Annotated in this window: 18 protein-coding genes; 6 read left to right on the top strand and 12 right to left on the bottom strand. The window is 29.1% G+C overall.

Features of this window, described 5'->3' with window-relative positions:
• Nucleotides 1-452: 452 nt before the first annotated feature.
• From ETU10_RS04885 to ETU10_RS04875, 3 genes are all read left to right on the top strand, one after another.
• The gene (locus ETU10_RS04885; RefSeq protein WP_146310315.1) at nt 453-1,235 is read left to right on the top strand and encodes an AAA family ATPase; all 783 of its coding nucleotides are present in this window, start codon (nt 453-455) and stop codon (nt 1,233-1,235) included.
• Nucleotides 1,236-2,064: 829 nt separating this feature from the next.
• Nucleotides 2,065-2,634, top strand: coding sequence for an outer membrane beta-barrel protein (locus tag ETU10_RS04880; RefSeq protein WP_146262330.1), 570 nt, complete (start codon nt 2,065-2,067; stop codon nt 2,632-2,634).
• Nucleotides 2,635-2,695: 61 nt separating this feature from the next.
• Nucleotides 2,696-3,346, top strand: coding sequence for an outer membrane beta-barrel protein (locus ETU10_RS04875; protein ID WP_146292738.1), 651 nt, complete (start codon nt 2,696-2,698; stop codon nt 3,344-3,346).
• Nucleotides 3,347-3,722: 376 nt separating this feature from the next.
• Here the strand turns inward: ETU10_RS04875 and ETU10_RS04870 are convergent, their stop codons facing one another.
• From ETU10_RS04870 to rbfA, 6 genes are all read right to left on the bottom strand, one after another.
• Nucleotides 3,723-4,292: a hypothetical protein gene (locus ETU10_RS04870; RefSeq protein ID WP_146310313.1), complete on the bottom strand. Its 570-nt coding sequence runs from the start codon at nt 4,290-4,292 to the stop codon at nt 3,723-3,725.
• A 33-nt stretch (nt 4,293-4,325) separates the two neighbouring features.
• Nucleotides 4,326-6,752 carry a TonB-dependent receptor gene (locus ETU10_RS04865; protein ID WP_146310311.1) on the bottom strand — a complete coding sequence of 809 codons (2,427 nt, stop codon included), beginning with the start codon at nt 6,750-6,752 and terminating at the stop codon, nt 4,326-4,328.
• A gap of 176 nt (nt 6,753-6,928) precedes the next feature.
• The gene (locus ETU10_RS04860) at nt 6,929-7,258 is read right to left on the bottom strand and encodes a hypothetical protein (protein WP_146310309.1); all 330 of its coding nucleotides are present in this window, start codon (nt 7,256-7,258) and stop codon (nt 6,929-6,931) included.
• A gap of 62 nt (nt 7,259-7,320) precedes the next feature.
• Nucleotides 7,321-8,208 (bottom strand): UTP--glucose-1-phosphate uridylyltransferase GalU, encoded by an 888-nt coding sequence (galU, locus tag ETU10_RS04855; protein WP_146310306.1) that lies wholly within the window; start codon nt 8,206-8,208, stop codon nt 7,321-7,323.
• 37 nt (nt 8,209-8,245) lie between these two features.
• Nucleotides 8,246-9,433: an ABC transporter permease gene (locus ETU10_RS04850; protein WP_146310304.1), complete on the bottom strand. Its 1,188-nt coding sequence runs from the start codon at nt 9,431-9,433 to the stop codon at nt 8,246-8,248.
• The gene (gene rbfA / locus ETU10_RS04845) at nt 9,430-9,795 is read right to left on the bottom strand and encodes a 30S ribosome-binding factor RbfA (RefSeq protein WP_146310301.1); all 366 of its coding nucleotides are present in this window, start codon (nt 9,793-9,795) and stop codon (nt 9,430-9,432) included. Before rbfA ends, ETU10_RS04850 begins: the two co-directional genes overlap by 4 nt.
• Before the next feature lie 127 nt (nt 9,796-9,922).
• Between rbfA and ETU10_RS04840 the strand changes: the two genes are divergently transcribed.
• Nucleotides 9,923-10,774 (top strand): mechanosensitive ion channel family protein, encoded by an 852-nt coding sequence (locus ETU10_RS04840; protein WP_146310299.1) that lies wholly within the window; start codon nt 9,923-9,925, stop codon nt 10,772-10,774.
• A 51-nt stretch (nt 10,775-10,825) separates the two neighbouring features.
• Here ETU10_RS04840 and ETU10_RS04835 read toward each other — a convergent pair whose 3' ends face one another.
• From ETU10_RS04835 to ETU10_RS04810, 6 genes are all read right to left on the bottom strand, one after another.
• Nucleotides 10,826-11,974: a DUF1624 domain-containing protein gene (locus tag ETU10_RS04835; protein WP_146310297.1), complete on the bottom strand. Its 1,149-nt coding sequence runs from the start codon at nt 11,972-11,974 to the stop codon at nt 10,826-10,828.
• Nucleotides 11,975-12,139: 165 nt separating this feature from the next.
• Complete coding sequence (purD, locus tag ETU10_RS04830) at nt 12,140-13,375, bottom strand: phosphoribosylamine--glycine ligase (RefSeq protein ID WP_146310295.1); 1,236 nt, start codon at nt 13,373-13,375, stop codon at nt 12,140-12,142.
• A gap of 166 nt (nt 13,376-13,541) precedes the next feature.
• Nucleotides 13,542-14,669 (bottom strand): porin, encoded by a 1,128-nt coding sequence (locus ETU10_RS04825; RefSeq protein ID WP_146262341.1) that lies wholly within the window; start codon nt 14,667-14,669, stop codon nt 13,542-13,544.
• 48 nt (nt 14,670-14,717) lie between these two features.
• Nucleotides 14,718-15,782, bottom strand: a complete 1,065-nt coding sequence (locus ETU10_RS04820; protein ID WP_146310293.1) for a type II asparaginase — start codon at nt 15,780-15,782, stop codon at nt 14,718-14,720.
• A gap of 247 nt (nt 15,783-16,029) precedes the next feature.
• A complete protein-coding gene (aspA, locus tag ETU10_RS04815) occupies nt 16,030-17,433 on the bottom strand; it encodes an aspartate ammonia-lyase (protein ID WP_146310291.1) in 1,404 nt (467 codons plus the stop codon).
• A gap of 18 nt (nt 17,434-17,451) precedes the next feature.
• Nucleotides 17,452-18,810 carry an anaerobic C4-dicarboxylate transporter family protein gene (locus tag ETU10_RS04810; RefSeq protein WP_246118422.1) on the bottom strand — a complete coding sequence of 453 codons (1,359 nt, stop codon included), beginning with the start codon at nt 18,808-18,810 and terminating at the stop codon, nt 17,452-17,454.
• Nucleotides 18,811-19,032: 222 nt separating this feature from the next.
• Between ETU10_RS04810 and ETU10_RS04805 the strand changes: the two genes are divergently transcribed.
• Entirely contained in the window at nt 19,033-19,683 is a 651-nt protein-coding gene (locus tag ETU10_RS04805; RefSeq protein WP_146310289.1) for a Crp/Fnr family transcriptional regulator, read from the top strand.
• A gap of 88 nt (nt 19,684-19,771) precedes the next feature.
• Complete coding sequence (locus ETU10_RS04800) at nt 19,772-21,448, top strand: DEAD/DEAH box helicase (RefSeq protein WP_146292772.1); 1,677 nt, start codon at nt 19,772-19,774, stop codon at nt 21,446-21,448.
• Nucleotides 21,449-21,490 lie beyond the last annotated feature (42 nt).

The raw sequence follows: 21,490 nt of genomic DNA, 5'->3' as shown, positions 1-21,490 counted from the left end.
TTCATTTTTTATTATGACCGCAAATAAAGTTCTGATAATGTGAAAGATAATTATAAAATCGTGGTAATCTGTCCTAGTGTTTACTTAACCATATTATAATTCCTACAAAAAAATATAACTTACTGATTGACAAATATGGATTCGTTTGAAGAAAGAAAATATTTAACATAAAACAAAGTTCATTTAAACAAGCAGTAATAGGGTGTTATTTCTATTTATATACCTTACTTTTTATAACTAATTCAATCAATTTAATATATTTTTATTAATATCCTCTTGCTATAAACTGAGATTTAATGAAAACCATATTTGAAATAAAATAAAAAAGAAATACAAAAGATTCTTCAAATAAATAATATAGAAGAAAATATTAAAGCCTTACAGGTAAATAAAAATACTCAAAAACAGATCTTATTAGAAGGATATAACAATGCTTATAATAAGTATTTAAAATTATAGATATTTTAAATGAAAGAGCTACTTCAATCAATGACATAAAACTGATAGGTTCTATTAAATTCTACTATAATCGCTTCAAAAATAATTTTTTAGATTTCTTTAATCAAAAGTCGAACGAACTCCGTGAGTTTAATTTGCTATCTGAAAGAGAAAATAATTTTCTTCCTGATGTGAATTTTGAGGAACATTTTGATGAGATAAAAAATATTCTAGATTTAAACCTTGAAGGAAAAGTTACCTATCGAAAATATAAGGAAGCCAAAGACAGTGTAAAGGCTTTATTTAAAGACGAGTTTTTTGATTATTGGGAATTGAGCATTGGAAATGATGAAATAGCGAATATGTCTCCCGGCAAAGCTAACCTTGCCCTTTTAAAGCTTCTTATAGAACTTAGTGAGTCTAATTGCCCTATTTTAATTGATCAGCCAGAAGATAACCTTGACAATAGATCCATCTACACTGATTTAGTTCAATTTATTAGAAAAAGAAAAGAAAATAGACAAATAATCATTGTAACGCACAATCCAAATATTGTAGTTGGAGCAGATAGCGAAAATGTTATTATTGCTAATCAAAATGGACAAGATAAAAATCGGAAAAATAAATCTTTTCGTTTTGAATATGTGAATGGGGCTTTAGAGAATACCTATGCAAATAAAAATGAAAATGTAGAATCAGGGGTTTTATTTAGCATGGGAATAAGAGAGCATGTTACTGAAATTTTGGAAAGCGGTCGTGAAGCCTTTAAAAAGCGAGAAGAAAAGTATGGGTTTTAAATATATGTATTATTAAATGTATGATTTGCCTAAATTTATTATCTCTGAATATAAACAACTAAAAAATCTTATGATTACTTAAAATTATATATATTCAATCATCCTTCTTTGACAAGGATAAGTACAAGAATTCTTTTAAGCAAGCATTTAAAGTAGTCTTTCAATAGGTTTTGCACATTATATATATCAAATTAATGCCAAGAATACAGACAATATTACATACACGACAAAATTGCACCTATAGTTTTATATAGATTTGGCATATGATATTAATTAGTTAGAAATGTTTTCTACAATTAGCTTAATAAAACAATAAAAACTATATTAGATATTAAAAATTATTATAATCGCAAAATCATTTTAATGTGATTGTTTAGTGTTTTTAATCCACTTAAACAAAAATCTATTACAATAATTTTTATTTATTATAAAATTAAATATCAAAAAATTTACACACAAATAACTATATATCAACCAATTAATTATAATTGAAAACTTAATTTTATATTATTAAAGAAAGTTTTTTATAAAAAAAATACTATTTATGTGATATAAAAATTATATAGTTATTCTATTTTTTTATATTTGCAAAGAATTTTTAGTTAAAAAGCTAAATCTTATTAGTGATACTTTTGTTAAGGATATTAGTTTTACCACATCTAAATTTTCTCTATAAATTTAGTTTGTTAACAAAATTTTAACTTTGGCATGGTATTTTATAATATTAGACTTAGGTAAAATTCTAGCTACTTAAATTTATATGGTGGTTTTAGAATTAGATTTTAAATAAATTTTTGAATTTAAATTATTTTATAAAAAAAGGAAAATTATGAAAAAGTTAGTGTTGTTTGCAGCAGTAGTTTTTGGATTGTCAACTATGAACGCACAAAAAGGAAGTATTTTATTAGGAGGTAATATAGGTTATTCTCATAATGAAACTAAATTTGGAGATTCTAAAACTCAGCTAGATTCTTACAATTGGAATCCATATTTAGGGGTTCAGATTGCTGATAACTGGACAATTGCCGCTGATGTAAAATTTGCCAAAGAAGATGTTGATCATGATACATCCAATAAAAATACTAGAATTGGAGGTTTCATCCGTTATACTCAACCTTTAAGTGAAACATTCTCTGTTTATGCAAATGTTGGTGCTGGATGGCAAGAGCTAAAAACTACAGTTAGCGGAACAGATGCTGGTAAAGCAGATGGTTACTACATTGGATTTACTCCTGCATTATTTATCAACTTTAAAAACAATTTTGGTTTAAACTTTAACATTGGTGGTATAGAATACAGCCATTTAAAACAGAATAAGAGCGATCTTAAATCAAGTAAATTTGATTTAACTTTTGGTAATGCATTTAACATCGGTATTTCTAAAAACTTTTCTCTATAATTATTTGTAGAAAATAACAGTTTTTAAGAAATCAATTACTCAAAATTTAATAAAATTCAACATGAAAAAAATAATATTAGTAGCCTTTACTATTGTTAGCGTGTTGTCTGTTCATGCCCAAAAAGGGTCTATCATGTTAGGAACAGATTTAGGCTACAGCAGAGTGGATGGCTTTGATGATGTAAGTACAAATACTTTTAGTTTTAGCCCAGTAATAGCTTACGAAGTAGCTAATAACTTTTATTTAGGTATCAAATCTGATTTATCATACAGTGAATCTTCTGAAAAATTTTATGATATCAATGGAGATTTAGCTTTTAAAGATAAATTAAATAATTATACAACTAAAATTGGTGGTTTTATTCGTTACTACCATCCATTTAGTGAAACTTTTGGTATTTATGGAGACTTAGGTGCTGGATACATTCAAGGTAGACAAAACTCTACGGTAAGAGATTATAGCACTGCTAGTACTTATTCCGACGATTTAGGTAGACAAAGACAATATGGTTACTATATCGATTTCACCCCAGCTTTATTTATAAACTTTAAAAATAATTTTGGTCTTAACGTTTCTTTTGGTGGAGTTGAATGGAGCGATACAAAAACTAATGTCGCTGCAGACTATAAAAATTACACCACAAGCAAAGACTTTGATTTTACCTTTGGTAAAGCTATCAAAGTTGGTGTTATGAAAAAATTTAGTTTTTAATTTGAATTAATAGCTATACTTTTTATAAAAAAAGCCTTTGAATTTTTTCAAAGGCTTTTTTATTTCTTCTATTTAATCATATATGCATGTAAACGTACTTTATCCATGAGGTTTATAAATTATAATTACTAATTAAAATCATCTGATTTCTCTATAATATTAAACAAGATAGGTCAATAATTAAGAATTATCATTTTTTTAATATATCCTTTAATACTTCCAATAAATTTGAAGTTTAATTAAGATTTATTCTTATATTCATTATAATATCATAGATCATAGAGTTTATGATGGATTTGATACATTTACTATCTTCTTATAGAAATATAAAAGCCCTTGACTAATCAAGGGCCTTATATCATTAATAATCTATGAATTAGTTCAGTTGATAGTGCGCTTCCAAATCAATATTCCCTCCAAGTTCTTGTAATGAAACGGCGTCTTGTTTTTTATTTGCAGGCTGGTGAAGTAAATATAAATAAACCGGTAAATTATTTGCTTCATCTGTAACAGTCCATACAGTATTATAACCAAGTTTATTGCCTGCAGTATCTACATAATCATTGTTTGTATAGGCAATGGTTAATCCTTTACCGTTTAGTATTTGGTAAAATATAAAATGGTCATCCGCATCGTGTTTAAAAATTTCTTCTGTTATTTCATGATATTGATCATTTTCATGGGCGAATAAATGGGCTTCAACATTATAACTACCAGCTGGTAAATTAATTTTAGCTAATGGATACTGTGTAGATCCTTCAGGGACTTCATAAGGAATTTCAATAATTTCCGATGGTTTGTTAATATTTGTAAAATGTAAAACAATTTTACTAACTTCTTCGTGTTCATGTTCTGGCTGAACTACATGATCGTCATCGGAAGAACAAGAGGTTACAAACCCTAAAAGGAATAAAAAAATTGAATAAATAGTAATTTTAAAAGTCATGTTTCTCATATTATTTAAATTATTTAAAGTGTTTTAAAAATCATATTGCATTTGAAATATAATATTTCTGCCTGTCTCGTCTGAATAATATCTCAATCGATTCATATAATTTCGATAAGAGGTATCAAAAATATTTCTAATGGTTAATGACAATTTTATTTGATTTTTATCTGTTACGTGAAATGCTAAACCTGTAGTAAAATCAAATAACTGATAGGCTGAAGGCGGAGTACTCAAATCTAAAAGAGTAGGAATAATTTGTCCATTTTCTACGATATCAACATTAAAATTATAATCAGGGAAATGGTTTTGTTTAAATACGGATATAGAAGTTAACTTAGCGAAAAAATTATTCAAATTTCCATTTCTATATTCAATTGAATTTACCCATTTGGTCGGTGGCATATTAATTAACGCTAAGTGGTTTTGGGTATCTTGTCCCCTTAAATAAGAAAAGTTTGAAGAAAGATTCCAATTGTTCGTAAATCTATAATCTGCTGTAATATCCATACCATATATTTCCGCATTGGTTTGAATATATTTCCAAACAGGAAATGCTCCTCTAATAGTGTATTCCGCACCAACAGGTATTTCATTAATAAAATCTTTAATGGTATTATAATGAAGCACCAATTCTAAATCTAATTTGGAGTTTAATAATTTTGATTTAAAAGAGGCAATCCATTTACTTGCTGTTTCATTCCCCAACTCTAAGTCACCCAATTCAATCGCGGCGGCTGAATGGTGTAATCCATCGCTAAATAATTCGGCTGGATTGGGAGCTCTACTACTTAAAGAATAATTAAAGGTGAGTTGATTGGCATGGTTAATTTTATAATTTAAACCTAAAGTTGCGGAATAACCATTAAAATTTAATTTCGGATTAACTAAATAACTTAGACCTACATCGTCTTTAATTAATGATGAGTATTTACTGTCATATCCTAAAGCTCGCCATCTAGCTTTTTTATAAAATTTTAATGCATTTATTTTTTGATAATCATATCTAACCCCGCCTTCTAGAGTTAATTTATTGGTCAACTCATAGGATTCTAGCCAGTAAATTCCAAAACTATTTTTTTTATAATAAGGAATTAAAGGATCAACTCCTGTTCCAGCCTGAGGTTTGTTTTCTTGAAAGATATAAGAAATCCCCATTTTTCCTTTTAAATTCCCCCAATAGTTATGATCAAAATCAAAATTTATATTTTGTGTTGATAGTTCTAAATCTAAAGACGGTTTATTTTTAAATTCGCTTCTTCTAATGTCAAATTCTTGTCTTTTATTATATTGAAAGGCATAAGCCAAATTAAAGGTGCCTAAGGTTGAGCGATAATACGTGTTTATCTTAGCTAAATTATGTTCTATTTTTTGTTTGGGTGCAGAAATTTTTCTAGTATATTTCTCAATGATTGAAGGCTCTCTGCTATTTATAGCATTCACTAAATTCGTTAAATTACCGATATGCGCAGATTTTAAAATCCCTGATTCAAGCCCGTAATAACTATAAAAAGCTTCAATCCCATATCTTTGTTTATTGTATCCCAAATGAAAAGAAAAGTCATTTTCTTTTACTCCGGTGTTGGATAAATTATAATGGGGTGCAGAGAGATCTCCCAAGTTTTTATATGTTCCTTGTAATCTCATTGACAAGCCATTGCCCCACCCTTTTTCAATGTTTGCAGAAATGTTTCCACCTCTACCGTTAGATATATAAGAACCTAACAGATTCCCCATCAATGTGTCTTGAGTGGTTAATTTTTTAGGTTCAATTAATACCAACCCTCCAACTGCATCTCCGGAATATTGCAACGCTCCGGCTCCTTTTATAATTGAAATAGAATTTGCTACATTTAAATCTATATCCGGAGCATGTTCAATTCCCCATTGTTGATCTTCTTGTTTGATTCCATTATTCATTACAGGAACTCTACTGCTGTGCATTCCATGAATGACAGGCTTTACTACATTGTTTCCTGTGCTCAGTATATTTACTCCTGCAATAGTAGATAAAAGGGTTCCTAAATTGGTATCCGAATACGCATTTATCTTATCTTTTGATAATTTATTTTCAACGGAAGTTTGTGTATTTTTTAATTGCTTTTTGCCTATAACAATTACATCACTTAATTCTGAAAGTTTTAATAAATCTAAATCTAGAAAGATATTATCACTTATATTTAATTCTACTTCTTTAGAATTATAGTTATTCGATGATACCAAAATCCTATAGTTTCCTGCACACACAGAATCTAGTAGAAAGTTCCCTAAACTATCTGAGATCACTTCAGGATAATTATTACCATTCTCTGATTTAAGTAATATTGTTGCATTTTTTATCGATTGATTTGTTTGTCCATCTATAACTTTACCTTTAAAGATATAATTGCACAAGTTGGTTTGGGATGAAATATTTATAAGTATAAAAAATGTAAAAAATATCCCTAAAATTTTTTTCATAAAAAATTGTTTATCATAATAATTTCATTGTAAACATTTCAATTTTTAAAATAAAATATTGAATAAATAATCATAAAAAAATTTACAAACTAGATCCCCTAGTAAATAAGGAAAAGTTGTAATTTATTATTAGATTATTAATTTTTAAATATTTTAATCACTGAAAATAACACGAATTATGATAAACTTGGCGGTGGCCTATTGTAGAGTTGAGTAGTAAGATATTTATTGTGAAGTGAAATTATTAAACCAATTGATTTCTCTTGAATTAATACTAATTGGTTTACTTTTATTCGAAAATTTTCAAATTCAAAATTTTGGCAAACTTCTGTTTTTCCATAATGGAAAATAGAATTACAAAGATCACAACTTTTTTTATGTGAAGAATTTTCAACGTGATCTTTATGTATATGCAAGTATTCTTGAAGATTTACGACTTTAAAAAGAAGTAAAACTACAAACAATAATAGTGTTATTTTTATTTTATATAATTGAAATACTTTCATTTACAACGCTCAAATTTAGAAAATATTTCTTACAATAAAAATATAATTTACGTACGTTGATTTTATTTTTTACTTTTTTGTAATTCTTGTGCTAATTCAAGAATATAATTATGTAAATTCTCTTTAACGTCTGGGTGTACTAAACCGTATTGAATACTTGTTTTAATAAATCCGAATTTATCCCCCACGTCGTAACGTGTTCCACAAAATTCTCTGGCAAAAACCCTTTGTACTTTGTTTAGATTATCTATTGCATCAGTCAGCTGAATTTCCCCACCCGCACCTGGAGCTTGATTTTCTAGAATTTCAAATATCTGAGGAGTTAATAAATATCTTCCTATAATAGCTAAATTACTAGGAGCATCCTTTGGATTGGGTTTTTCAACAAAATTTAAAACATTATATAACCCTTTTTCAATCATTCTTTCTGGAGCAATAATTCCATATTTAGAAGTTTCTTCTTCAGGAACTTTCATTACTGCAATGGTTGATGCATAGGTTTTTTCATAATCCATGATTAATTGCCTAGTGAGAGGAATTGAATCTTCCATAAGGTCATCTCCAAGCATTACTACAAAAGGTTCATTTCCTACAAAGGCTTTTGCCTGAAGTACTGCATGTCCTAAACCTCTAGGGTGTGACTGACGTATAAAATGCAAATTAATATCTGTAGTTTCTTCAACTAATTTTAATAATTCATTTTTGCCTTTCTCTCTAAGATTTATCTCTAATTCCGGATTAGAATCAAAGTGGTCTTCAATAGGTCTTTTTCCTTTCCCTGTTACTATAAGTATATCTTCAATTCCTGATTTAATAGCTTCTTCAACAATAAACTGAATCGTAGGTTTATCTACAATTGGAAGCATTTCTTTTGCCATCGCTTTTGTAGCCGGTAAAAATCTTGTTCCTAGTCCTGCTGCCGGTATAACTGCTTTTCTAACTTTTTTCATTCTTTTGAGCAATTTATTTTATAAGAATTATTAAGATTTAATTAAAATTTAAACGTCTGGAAGATAAATACGATACCAAAGTACTTATAACTATGGTCGTACCTAAAACAACAACATAATTGTAAAATTCAAAATGTATAGGAAAAGGCATATAGGCATTTGCCATTACTAAATGAAAATGTGATTGAACCCATGTTAAAAGAGTTCCTAATATAATTCCAATCAGAACCCCAAAAACGGCTATGATTAATCCTGTTACAAAAAACATATTTTTAAGTTTTTGTATTGTATAACCCATGGATATTAAAGATCTTGATTGATTTTTTTTATCTAATATAATAATAATAATCGCTCCTGCTAAATTGAAAGATGCAATTATTATAACTAATATAAAAATAAGATAAATAAATAATTGTTCAATCTTCATCATTTTAAGAAAGGAAGCATCTTGTTCTTGCCTATTTAATATAATATAGTCTGTTCCTAAATCTTTTTTTAGTTGTTCTTGAAGCAAACTAATATCTTTATCTTGAGCTTTTATTTCAATTGAAAAAGCACTATTATTAGATAGATTTAGTAATTTTTGAGAAACTTGTAACGGTACGAAAATATAGTTTTCATATTGATCGTTTAAGGCGAAAACACCTGTCATGTGAACCTGAGTAGTTTCAAAAGCTTCATCAGTATTCTTTAATAGTCCCTTTCCTGGTTTAGGCATGTATAAAGAAGCCGTTTCCTGATCATTGATTGGCAAACCTAAGCGATAAGCCAATGCATTGCCAAATGCAGCTTCATTGTCAGAGGCTGAACTTGGAAATTTACCCGCCTGAAAACAAGTATCTAATTTTATGACGTTTAGGAAATTCTCATCTACTCCTTTTAAATAAGCAATCTCATCTTTATTGTTATAATGTACATAAACTTTTTCCTCAATTACTTTTGTAAAAGATTTTACTTTAGGATTGGTTGATAAAATCTTATTTAGTTTCTCAATATTATTTAAGGTTTTTCCTGAGGCAGGTGAAATTTTAAGACTGGGATTTACATCACTAAAAAATTTTATATTAAAATGTTCTAATCCACTAAAAACTGAAAGTATTACAAACATTGCACAGGTAGCAATAGCAATAGCAATCAAAGATGTATACATGATAATGCTAACTGCTTGTGTACTTTTTTTAGAAATAAAATACCTAAAGGCTATATGAAGGGATAAGTTTTTCACTTATTAAGAATATTGTTTTCGTCTCCATCTTTTAAGGCTTTATTAATTTTCTCAATATCATCCAGAGTAGTATCTAAACGAAAAATTAATTCGGGTATACGTCTTAATTGTTTCGCTAATTTTAGTCCTAAAATCTTTCTTATTTGAGATTTTACAATACCTATTTCTTCAATTAGGTCAGATCTTTTTTCAGGGGGGAAAATACTTAAATAAACTTTGGCGGTAGATAAATCTACCGACACTTTAACTTCTGTAACTGATATCAGTAAATTCTTTCCTATATTGGCAGATTGCTGTCTAAAAATTTCTGCTAATTCCTCTTGCAACAGTTGATTAACCTTTCTTTGTCTATTTGAATCCATATATTATACAAAAGTATGAATTTTTTAATATTTATAACTTGTCGTATATTTATGAAATAATTTACACCATATTTTATTCTAATCAAACATATTTAATTAAATTTACATCTATCTTTAAATTAATCACATGTTTTTATATCAAATTAAATTGGAGAATATATTAAATACAGAAACAATTAAGATAATACTGGATAAGTTTTGGATATTAATCTTTGATTTAGGATTAAAGATTATCATATGTACATTAATATATATTGTTGGTAGATTTTTAATTAAATGGCTAAAAAAGATTCTTCGTCACATTTTAGATACTAGAGATATAGATAAATCTGTAAAAAGTTTTTTAAATAACTTAATTCATATCTCTTTAAACATAATACTAATTCTTGTAATTGTTGGAATATTAGGCATACAAACCACCTCTTTTGCTGCAATTTTAGCTTCTGCTGGTTTAGCCATTGGTATGGCTATGAAAGATAATCTTAGCAATTTTGCCGGGGGTGTTATGATCCTACTTAATAAACCCATAAAAATTGGTGATTATATTGCTGTTCAAAATACGGAGGGTACAGTTAAATCGATTGGAATTTTATATACAACTCTGGTAACTTCTGATAACAAAACTATTTTTATACCTAACGGACCATTATCTTCAGGGAATATTCTAAATTATTCTACCCAAACTATGCGTAAGGTTGCTATAACCGTAGGGGTAGATTACGGAACTTCTATGGCTAAAATTAAACAAATTTTAAATGATATAATTATTGAAAACCCATTAATTCAAAATACTCCTCAACCCTTTATAGGTCTCCATAAATTAAATGATAGTTCCATAGATATACTGATTTCTGTTTGGGCTAATACACCTGATTATTGGACGGTTTACTATTATCTTAACGAAACTATCTATGAAAGATTTGAAAAAGAAAATATTAATATTCCTTTTCCACAGTTAACCGTTCACTTACCAAAGTAATTTAAAGTTTTTAGGTCTATATCTTTAAGTATAATAACAATAACTTGATCATCATAGATACTTAAGCCATCTAATTTCTTTGTGATTTTTTTTAAATTTTGAAAACCATTGTACTAATGGATATAAAGTTACAGCCAGACAGATTGTAGCTACCCAAATTTGCCATACATCTTTAAAACCAAAATATTCACCCTGATTGTATCCCCAAATTTGAACACAAAGTATGTATAAAATTTTCAATACATATAGATGTAATATATAAAAAAACATAGGTGCACTACCTAAAGTCTCTAAATATTTAATATCATATTTTGTACTAATCAGTTCAAAAATATATAACAATATAAAACTTAGCGATAAGGTTAATAATAAAAAAAGAAACGATGGTGGATATTTGGTTATGTTAAAAAAACTCATCCACGTTAATGTGGGGTTCGTAAAAAATTCCCAAGGTTTTTCTCCATAGAAATTTAGATATCTTATAACCATAAATAGAATGAACATTAATATCCCGGTATATAATAATATTTTACGTCTAAATGGGCTTGGAGTTGATTTATTAAAAATCCAACCTAGAGAGTAGCCTAAACTTATTACGCCAATCCATGGTAGTATAGGATAAGAGGTTCTGATTTTTAAATAAGTAAATTCAATCCATCCTCTATCATGTAAAATCGACCAGGGTATATAAAATATTGAATCTTTATTGAAATGAATAGAATCTAATAAATTATGCCCTACAATAATTGATATTGCTATTAAGAACAATAATTTTCTAGGTATCCATAATAATACGGATAAAATTACCATACTAATTCCTATCGCCCAAATAACTTGCAGATATATAATTTTGGGAGGAAAAATTCCTGTCCATGCGTAATTAATTAAGGTTAATTCCAATACAATTAGAAATATTCCTCTTTTAAATAAAAATTTAAATACTTCTTTTTTGCTTCCACCTCTACTTACCTGAAATAAATAGGCAGATATTCCCGCCAAAAAAACAAATGATGGTGCACAAATATGTGCTAGAGTTCTATTTATGAATAGTGAAGTTGAAACCTGGCTAACATCTATAGGATCGGAAAGTTGTAAATGAAGAAAAAATGTTTCTCTTACATGGTCCAAGAGCATCAATAATATAACTAATCCTCTTAGCATATCTATAGAAGTAATTCTTTTAAATTGAATGGAAGTCATAAAGTTAAATCAAGCTATTTAAATGTTAATTATCTAAAATTACAAATTAAAATATTTTATATGTTATATATTATAAAATTGATTAAGATTTTTTATACTTAATTATTCTATAAACAAAAAGCGATTAATTTTTTAATCGCTTTTTGTTTGTTTTAAATAAAAAATCTATATTTCTCCGATATCATGTCTAAAATATTCATAATCAAAATGAACATTTTTAATATCGTTGTATGCAATCTTTCTTGCATCTTCTAAAGAATTTCCTACACCCACTACATTAAGAACTCTTCCTCCAGAGGTTACAATTTTATGTTCTTTATTTGTTGCTCCTGCTATAAACCATGTGGTATTTACCTTATCAAGTCCTCTAATTTCAAACCCTTTTTCATAATTTAGTGGATATCCTCCGGAAGTTAAAACTACGCATGCGGAATGCTTTTCTTCCCAATCTAAATTTATAGGTTCTCCATGAAGTGCTGAATTAAATACCTCTAAAAGGTTATTTTTCAACAAAGGAAGTACTGCTTGAGTTTCAGGGTCTCCCATTCTCATGTTATACTCTAATAAATACACTCCATCTTTAGTAATCATTAAACCGAAAAATATAACACCTGCAAAAAATAATTTTTCTTCTTTTAAACCCTTTAGGGTAGGTTGTAATATATCTTTTTTAAATGCTTCAAAATGTTCATTGGTAAAATAAGGATTGGGTGCAACTACGCCCATACCTCCGGTGTTTAATCCTGTTTCTCCCTCACCAATTTTTTTGTGATCTTTGGCTGATATAAATGGAAAAATATCTTTTCCATTGTATATGGATAAGATAGAGGCTTCAAATCCTTCTAAATATTCTTCAATCACAACATGTGCACCTGCATCCCCAAAAATTTTTTTATTTAATATATCATCTAAAGTTTTTTCAGCTTCGTATTGATCCTCGCAAATTACTACGCCCTTCCCCGCTGCTAAGCCATCTGCTTTAATTACTAATGGATATTCATGATCTTTAGCATATTCGTGGGCTTCAGTAAAATTATTAAACACTTTATATTTGGCGGTTTTTACCCCATATTTATGCATAAAATTTTTAGCAAACTCTTTACTTCCTTCTAGCAAAGCAGCAGCTTTATGTGGTCCTAATATTTTTAAACCATTTCTTTGAAAACTATCAACAATACCATCTACCAACAATTCTTCAGATCCTACAATTGTTAAATCAATTTCAGTTTTTTCTGCAAATTCGGTTAATTGTGAAATCGTTTGTAAGTTTAAATTTTCACCCAAGGTTTCTGTACCTGCATTTCCTTTACTAAAGTATAGGGTTACTTCTGGATTATCCTTCTTAATCTTCCAACCAATTGCATGTTCTCTACCTCCATTCCCAATAATTAATATTTTCATAAAAAAATGATTTAATTGTACCTTTATTTGTAAAGACAAATATATATTAAAAAAGGAAAATTATAAATCTATATAGTAGATATTTTACTATTATAATGTGTGATTTATAAACAAAAAAAGAAGAAATAAATTATTTCTTCTTTTTTATTATTTATTTAAATCTAGATTACATGATTTTAAATAACCATCTCATACCTACTATAACATAATTAGTATCAAAGCTATCTAAAGATTTGAAATCACCTGAATAATCTGTATTATTATATCCATATATTGCGTGAAGTCTTAAGTTTTCAAGCAATGGATTGCCTTTAAATGGATAATATTCTAATCCTCCTTGTATACCCGTAATTGAATAAGAGCCTCCTGATTGAAGATCTTTTCTATGACTCCAAGTTCCTCTTAAAATGGGTTGGAATTTACCTAAATCGTATTTCATATATACGGATGCTGCTTGGTCTCTTACCTCTCTTAAATCTCCTTCATTATAAATAGGAACTACTGAATTAAAATCCATAGTTCTTGTACCTATATACCAATCTAAATTGGTAGAAAATTTATTTATATTTAATTGATTCCCTAAAGTGTACCATCCAAAGTACTTACTTCCGTCGTGTTGAAAAAGTCCAAGTCCGTATCTAGTTTTAACAACCCCATCAAATAAATCTCCTTCCCATAAAAATAGTCCAGCTAAAGCTTTATTTGAGTAATTTTTATCTGCAAATTGTGGTGCTGTAGAATTAACGACTTGCACGTTGAAAACTTGTTTTGCAACTTTATAAGATACATTTAAACCTGTTGCATAACTTTCTAAATCGTTATAGATCATACTAGGTATGTACACATCCGCAGGATTGTAATTGTATTCAAATGTACCAAATATTACAAATTGTCTACCCACTCTAAATGTCCATCTTTTACCAGCATCAAATTCTAAATATGCAAAATCAGTTGCATAACCGGCATTATCTCTAGCTAATGTAGTTTGGGGTCTATTCAATCTCTGTCTCAACATATATCTTATGCCTGGAGTTATTTGGCCGTCTGCTACAATTTTTAGAGTTTGAGTAACTAAAGAGTTTTGTTCTGTTTCTTTTTCATTAAAAACTCCTTGATAATCAAATCGGGTATCTAATTTAATATTTATTAACTCTTTGTTTTTTAAAAGATAGTCTACAACCGTTTTTATTCCTGGCTCAGTACTCGTATTCGCAGACTTAACACTGTCTGGAACCTGTGCTTTAAGACTTATTATTGATACAAAGAGAAAGAAAGTTGCTAAAGTTTTCTTCATTTTTTAATTTGTTTTTTTGATTTGTTTTTTAATTTATATTCTTATCTATTAGTATTCAGTAAACATTCTTTGGATTTCTTTGTAATCCTTAGTCTTCGTTAAGGCTAACATTAATAAAATCCTAGATTTTTGAGGTGTTAAAAACCATGAAGCTGCAAAATTTCTAGCATCATCATCAATTTCATCCCACTGTGCAGTTGGTCCTACCGGTAGTCGAGACGATCTTACCACTGGTATACCTTTTTTAGCTGTTTCTGTTAATGCATTTAGTACATCGGTAGACATGTTTCCATTTCCCACTCCTCCATATACTATTCCTTTGGTATTTGCTTTAACTGCTGCATCAACAAATAATCGATCTGCATTGGCATATCCAGTAATAATATCTACTCTGGGTAAAACCGTTAAATTGGTAACATCAAATTCAGAATTATTTGTATGTTTCTTAGTTGATTTTCTTGTAAAATAAGGTTTCCCATCGTATATGAACCCTAAATATCCATAATTTGGGTTATCAAAACTTCCTACTTCAAGGGTGTGGACTTTTTCAATATCATCTGCTCCTAAAATTTTATCGTCCATAACTACCATAACTCCTTGATCACTAGCGGACGGATCTGCTGCACATGCTACTGCATTAAATAAATTCCTAGGTCCATCTGCGCTTATTGCTGTTGAAGGTCTCATAGCTCCAACTAATACAATGGGCTTATTTGTTTTAGCTGTTAAATTTAAAAAATATGAGGTCTCTTCCATGGTATCTGTTCCATGTGTAATTACAAAGCCTGCCACATTCTCATCTTTCGCTAACTCATTTATACGCTTTACTAACTTCAACCAAACATCAATGTTCATGTCTTGGCTTCCTATATTAGCAATTTGTTCACTTTTAATATCAGCAACTTTAGCCAAATCAGGTACAGCTTTCAATAATTGATCAACCCCTATGCTTCCTGCTTTATAAGCTGAAGAGGTTGATGATTCACCAGTTCCTGCAATAGTTCCACCCGTAGCTAAAACATATATTGTCGGTTTTTTTTGAGCATTAATGAATAGTACAGATAGTACTACCATCGCTAAAGCTATAAATCTTTTAAATTCTTTTAAATTCATTTTTATTTGGGTTTAATATTTCAATTTATAAATTTAAACTGCAAAGTTTTAAGAATCGTGGCAAATATATAATAAACAGGAAAATCAATGCTATGATTTTTACACCTTTTCAAAAAAATTATGTAATTATTAATTTTTTCAATCATATATTATCTAAACTTATTTATTTTTTATTAAAAAATAAAACTTAAAAAGCCTATGTGAAATTTATTACATAGGCTTTTTAACAATAATTTTACTATTATTGTTAGTTATATTTATGCGGTCCTAACATATTTTCAGGATTTAAAATTTCGTCTAGCTTTTCTTTTGATAATAGTTTGTATTCCAGAACTAGATCATACACACTTTTGTTTTTTCCCAAAGCTTCTTTGGCTACTTTTGTACTATTTTTATATCCAATATAAGGATTTAATGCAGTAACGATTCCTATACTATTTAATACCATATCTTTACAATGTTGCTCATTAGCTGTAATTCCATCTATACAATTAATTCTTAAACAATCTAGGGCATTAATTAATATATGAACAGATTCTAAAATACTGTAAGCAATTACAGGTTCCATAACATTTAATTGCAATTGTCCAGACTCTGCTGCCATAGTAACCGTTAAATCATTTCCTATGACTTTAAAGCAGGTTTGATTCATGGCTTCAGGTATCACTGGATTTACTTTTCCAGGCATAATGGAAGATCCGGGCTGCATGGCTGGTAAGTTTATTTCATTTAATCCACATCTAGGCCCTGAGGATAGCAGTCTTAAATCATTACAAATTTTGGAAAGCTTAATAGCCACTCTTTTTAATGCCGATGAATATATTACATAAGAACCGGTATCCGGTGTTGCCTCTACCAAGTTTTTTGCAGATACAAACGGATGCCCAGAGATTTTAGCCAATTTTTCAGCGCATAATTCTGCATAGCCGGGTATAGCATTTAATCCTGTACCAATGGCGGTAGCTCCCATATTAATTTCTAAAAATAAATTTGAGTTTTGGGTTAATCGATCTACATCTTCGCTTAAAGTTTCAGCAAATGCTTCAAATTCTTGCCCCAATGTCATTGGTACTGCATCTTGCAACTGGGTTCTTCCCATTTTTAAAACAGACTTAAAGCTTTTGCCTTTTTCTCTGAAAGAATTGATAAGTAATTGTAAATGCTCAATTAAAATCGCATTGGAATTAATAGCTGCTAACTTTATTGAAGTTGGATAAGCATCGTTAGTGGACTGCGAAAGGTTTACATGGTCATGCGGAGAGCAATACTGGTATTCTCCTTTTTGATGTCCCATTATTTCTAAAGCTATATTCGCAACTACTTCATTTATATTCATATTGGTTGAAGTTCCAGCACCACCTTGGATAACATCGCTAGGAAATTCATTGTTATATTTCCCCTCAATAACTTCTTTACATGCCTTTACAATTGCATCTTTAATGTTTTCATCCAAAACACCCAATTCAAAATTGGTTTCAGCCGCTGCCCACTTTACATAGGCAAGTGCTTTAATCAGTTCAGGATACTGCGATAATTTTATCCCGGTAATATGGAAATTATTTACCGCTCTTTGAGTTTGAACTCCGTAATAAGCATTTACTGGTACTTGTAAATCCCCTATTAAATCGTTTTCTATTCTATACATAACTATTTATTTGATTTTGTTTGATTAAAGTATTAGATAAGCAATAATAAATCCCATAGAAACAGATATTATCGTTGCAATGAATCCTGGTATCTGGAAAGAATGATTAATAACATATTTTCCAATACTAGTAGTACCTGTCCTATCAAAATTTATCGCAGCTACTATGGTAGGATAGTTTGGAATAAAAAAGTATCCATTCACCGCTGGAAACATAGCTATTAAACTAGGAATTGGTATACCTAATGAAACCCCTAAAGGCATTAATGCTCTTACTGTTGCTGCTTGGCTAAACAACATAATTGACATTAAAAATAGAGCAATAGCAAACGTCCACGGATGTTCTGTTACCATATGGGTAAGTAATCCTTTAAAGAAATCAATATTTGCTCCGAAAAAAGTATCCCCCATCCAAGCTATACCAAAAATTGCTATTACTGCCTGCATTCCTGCTGAAAAAATATTCCCTTTAGCTATTTGAACAACATTAGTTTTTGTAATGAGTATCATCAGCCCTGCTGAAGCTAGCATAATTATTTCTATAATGTGTGACATCTCCATATAAGCACCGTTCCAAGAGGGTCTTAAATTATCTACGGAACCTAATATAACAATTAGTAATACACTCAATAAAAAAATTAAAACTGAATATTTTGCTCCTTTGGAAACTTTATAATTTAAAGAATTTAGATCTGTTTTCTCTTTTAATTCACCATTCTTGATTCTACTTAAATAGGCTGAATCTTTTTCTAAATCTTTACCAATAAACATTTGTACAACTGATGCTACTATAACTCCTATTAATGTTGAAGGTATTGAAATCATTAAAATATCCGATAATCCAATACTTGGGTTTTTAATAGCAATTACACTAAGTAAAGCTGCAGTAGCCGCCGAAATTGGACTTGCAGTAATTGCTTGTTGCGATGCAATGACTGAAATACTTAAAGGTCTTTCAGGACGAACCTTTGCTTCTGTTGCTACTTCAGATATGATGGGTAGAAGAGCATAAGCAATATGCCCAGTTCCTGCAATGAAAGTAAATAAATATGATACAATTGGAGCCACTAATGTTATAGCTGGAGGATAAGCTCTTAAGAGTTTTTCGGCTACTTTAACCATATAATCAATACCTCCTGAAGCTTGTAAAGTGCTTGCTGCTGTTATGACCGCTACAATCATTAACATAACATCTATAGGTGGAGATTGTGGTTTAAGGTTAAAAATAAAAACTAAAATAGCTAAACCAAATCCGCCAAAAATACCTAAGCTTAATCCTCCTTTTTTGGCTCCGATAAATATAGCAGCTAAAACTACTATTAATTCCATAAAAATTAGAATTTCAGAATTTAACTCCCCAAAAAAATAACTAATTATATTCATTTAAATTTGTCTTTTAATGTTGATTGAATTTTAGTAAATCATTAAAAAATATAGTATTAGTTAAAAATATTTTAACAATATCTCAATAAACATTGATTTTTACATAAACAAATTTAAAGTTATTATTTTCTTAATATGACTAAATATCAGTGAAGTTATTTTGTAATTAAAAACAATATATATACTTTTGTAAGTGAAAAAATTCACTTTTTTTTTAGATTAATGCTTAAAAAATCCTATACAATTCCATGCTATGAGAATCTTCCTATTGAACAACAGGAATTAATCCATAAAAATAGTAGAATTGTAGATTTTGAAGCTCGAGAGTGTGTTTTTAAACAAGGAAGCTTTGCTGTTAATATATATATAATAATTAAAGGATATTGCAAATTAACCTTTCAATCTGGAGAAAAGAAAAGAATTTTATACATACCCAAGCATAATGACCTCATAGGCAAAGATTATCTTTTAAAAGGAAACTATCCTTATAGTATGCAAACCCTTACAAATACAAAATTTCTCATAATTCCGAAAGCGTTTTTCAACAGAATTTGCAGTAGCAATCCTGAATATAATTTAAAAATCACTCAACTCTTTGAATCTAAATTAATTGAAGAAATGAAATGGATGATCAATTTAAATTTTAAAAATGTTGAAGGTGCAGTGGCTATGTTTGTATTAAAATACTGTAATAAAGATTATCAAGGCATTGATCTTTCTCGTACTGAAATTGCTGATTTAATTGGATATTCAAGAGAAAGTATTATTCACACTTTAAAAAATTTTGTAAGTGAAAACCTTTTAGAAACCAAGGGAAAGAAAATACAAATTAGAGATGTAAAAAAAATCATTGAAATTATAAAGTATAGTTAATAGTTCTAATCAAATACATAAAACCTTGTTTTGCAATTGTTAATTCATAAACAAGTGCTATCTTTGTATACATTTTTAAAAATTTTTAATGAATTTATTCGAGCAGTATGGTCTTTCAGATTCTATATTAAAGGCCATCAATGAATTAGGTTATTCTGAACCTACCGAAATACAAAAACAAACTATTCCTTATTTACTATCAAAAGAAGAAGATTTAATTGCTTTAGCCCAAACTGGTACTGGCAAAACAGCAGCATTTTCTTTACCTATATTGGAGCAAATAGATGAAAATATAAAAAAAGTTCAAGCTTTAATACTTTGCCCTACTAGGGAACTATGTTTACAAATTTCAAGGGATATTGCAAATTATTCCAAATATTTGTCGAATGTTTCGTCCTTAGCCGTCTATGGAGGTTCTAGTATTTCAGATCAAATTAAAGGTTTAAAAAAGAATCCACAGATTGTGATAGGTACACCGGGACGTGTTAACGACATGATAAAAAGAGGGGTTCTTAAACTCAATGAAGTTCAATGGTTAGTTTTAGATGAAGCTGATGAAATGCTTTCCATGGGTTTTAAGCAAGAATTAGAAACCATATTAGTTGAAACTCCAAAAGATCGACGCACCTATTTATTTTCCGCCACAATGTCTAAACAGGTAGAAAGTATCGCTAAAAATTATATGAAGGGGGCTCATAAAATTTCTGCAGGTGGAATCAATGAAGTAAAAAAGAATATTACTCACAAATTTGTACTTGTTAGAGATAGGCAAAAAAATAACGGTTTAAGAAGAATACTAGATGCCAATCCAGATATATACTCAATAATTTTTTGTAGAACTAGAGTCGAAACTCAAAGCGTTGCAGACTTTCTTATGCAGCAAGGGTACTCTTGCGATGCTCTTCATGGAGATTTATCTCAAGCTCAACGAGATACGGTTATGAAAAAGTTTCGTTTGAAAAACCTTCAAATTCTTGTTGCCACTGACGTTGCAGCTAGAGGCTTAGATGTAAATGATTTGACGCATGTTATTCATTTTTCATTGCCTGATGATCCTGAGGTTTTTGTACATAGAAGTGGTAGAACTGGTAGAGCTGGTAAAAATGGAGATTCTATTGCAATTATTCGTCCTAGCGAAATGTTTAAATTTAATAGGATTAAAAAGGAAACTTCTATAAAAGTGGAAGAAATGCCTATTCCTACAAAAGAAACTATTCTTAAGGCAAAAGAAATATACCTTTCAGATAAATTACTTACTGAAAATTTAGATTCAGAAAGTTTTACATTATCAAATACTCCAGATCTTTCAATTATTTCTAAAGAAGAATTATACAAACGTATTATGTATTTAGAATTAAAATCTACTTGGAATTTCTATAAAAACGAGAAAGATATTGCACCGATTGACAAAAATGAAAGAAGTACTGACAGAGGAAATAATAGTAGAGATAGAGGAAGCCGAAGAGAAAGAGATCGAAATGCTAAATCTTCCAGCGATCGTTCAAATAATAGACGTAATAAAAAACAAGGAAATTTTACACGCTTCTTTTTTAATTTAGGAAAAAAAGATAATCTTAATAAGGTTACGGTTATTGACCTTATTAATAAAAATACAAAAGGAGCCAGAGCTGATATTGGAGATATTGATATTAGAGATAAATTTACTTTTTTTGAGGTTGATTCAAATTATACTACCCAATTGCTTAATAAAATTAATAAGTTAAGCTTTAACGGAAAAAGTATGTCTTTGGAAATTGCTCAATAATATTACATTTTTATAATTTTTGTTCAAATCTAAACTTTATTA

Origin of the sequence: Apibacter muscae, from assembly GCF_007845595.1 — a bacterium.
Taxonomy (GTDB): Bacteria; Bacteroidota; Bacteroidia; order Flavobacteriales; family Weeksellaceae; genus Apibacter; species Apibacter muscae.
This window is presented reverse-complemented; position numbering and strand designations above follow the sequence as displayed.

What these genes read in the sequence shown, in the direction of transcription:
- ETU10_RS04825 (WP_146262341.1), bottom strand. Translation starts at nt 14,669, where the DNA reads ATGAAGAAAACTTTAGCAACTTTCTTTCTCTTTGTATCAATAATAAGT.
- ETU10_RS04835 (WP_146310297.1), bottom strand. Translation starts at nt 11,974, where the DNA reads ATGACTTCCATTCAATTTAAAAGAATTACTTCTATAGATATGCTAAGA.
- ETU10_RS04865 (WP_146310311.1), bottom strand. Translation starts at nt 6,752, where the DNA reads ATGAAAAAAATTTTAGGGATATTTTTTACATTTTTTATACTTATAAAT.
- rbfA (WP_146310301.1), bottom strand. Translation starts at nt 9,795, where the DNA reads ATGGATTCAAATAGACAAAGAAAGGTTAATCAACTGTTGCAAGAGGAA.
- ETU10_RS04810 (WP_246118422.1), bottom strand. Translation starts at nt 18,810, where the DNA reads ATGAATATAATTAGTTATTTTTTTGGGGAGTTAAATTCTGAAATTCTA.
- galU (WP_146310306.1), bottom strand. Translation starts at nt 8,208, where the DNA reads ATGAAAAAAGTTAGAAAAGCAGTTATACCGGCAGCAGGACTAGGAACA.
- ETU10_RS04870 (WP_146310313.1), bottom strand. Translation starts at nt 4,292, where the DNA reads ATGACTTTTAAAATTACTATTTATTCAATTTTTTTATTCCTTTTAGGG.
- ETU10_RS04860 (WP_146310309.1), bottom strand. Translation starts at nt 7,258, where the DNA reads ATGAAAGTATTTCAATTATATAAAATAAAAATAACACTATTATTGTTT.
- ETU10_RS04800 (WP_146292772.1), top strand. Translation starts at nt 19,772, where the DNA reads ATGAATTTATTCGAGCAGTATGGTCTTTCAGATTCTATATTAAAGGCC.
- purD (WP_146310295.1), bottom strand. Translation starts at nt 13,375, where the DNA reads ATGAAAATATTAATTATTGGGAATGGAGGTAGAGAACATGCAATTGGT.
- ETU10_RS04840 (WP_146310299.1), top strand. Translation starts at nt 9,923, where the DNA reads ATGTTTTTATATCAAATTAAATTGGAGAATATATTAAATACAGAAACA.
- ETU10_RS04820 (WP_146310293.1), bottom strand. Translation starts at nt 15,782, where the DNA reads ATGAATTTAAAAGAATTTAAAAGATTTATAGCTTTAGCGATGGTAGTA.
- ETU10_RS04875 (WP_146292738.1), top strand. Translation starts at nt 2,696, where the DNA reads ATGAAAAAAATAATATTAGTAGCCTTTACTATTGTTAGCGTGTTGTCT.
- ETU10_RS04880 (WP_146262330.1), top strand. Translation starts at nt 2,065, where the DNA reads ATGAAAAAGTTAGTGTTGTTTGCAGCAGTAGTTTTTGGATTGTCAACT.
- ETU10_RS04805 (WP_146310289.1), top strand. Translation starts at nt 19,033, where the DNA reads ATGCTTAAAAAATCCTATACAATTCCATGCTATGAGAATCTTCCTATT.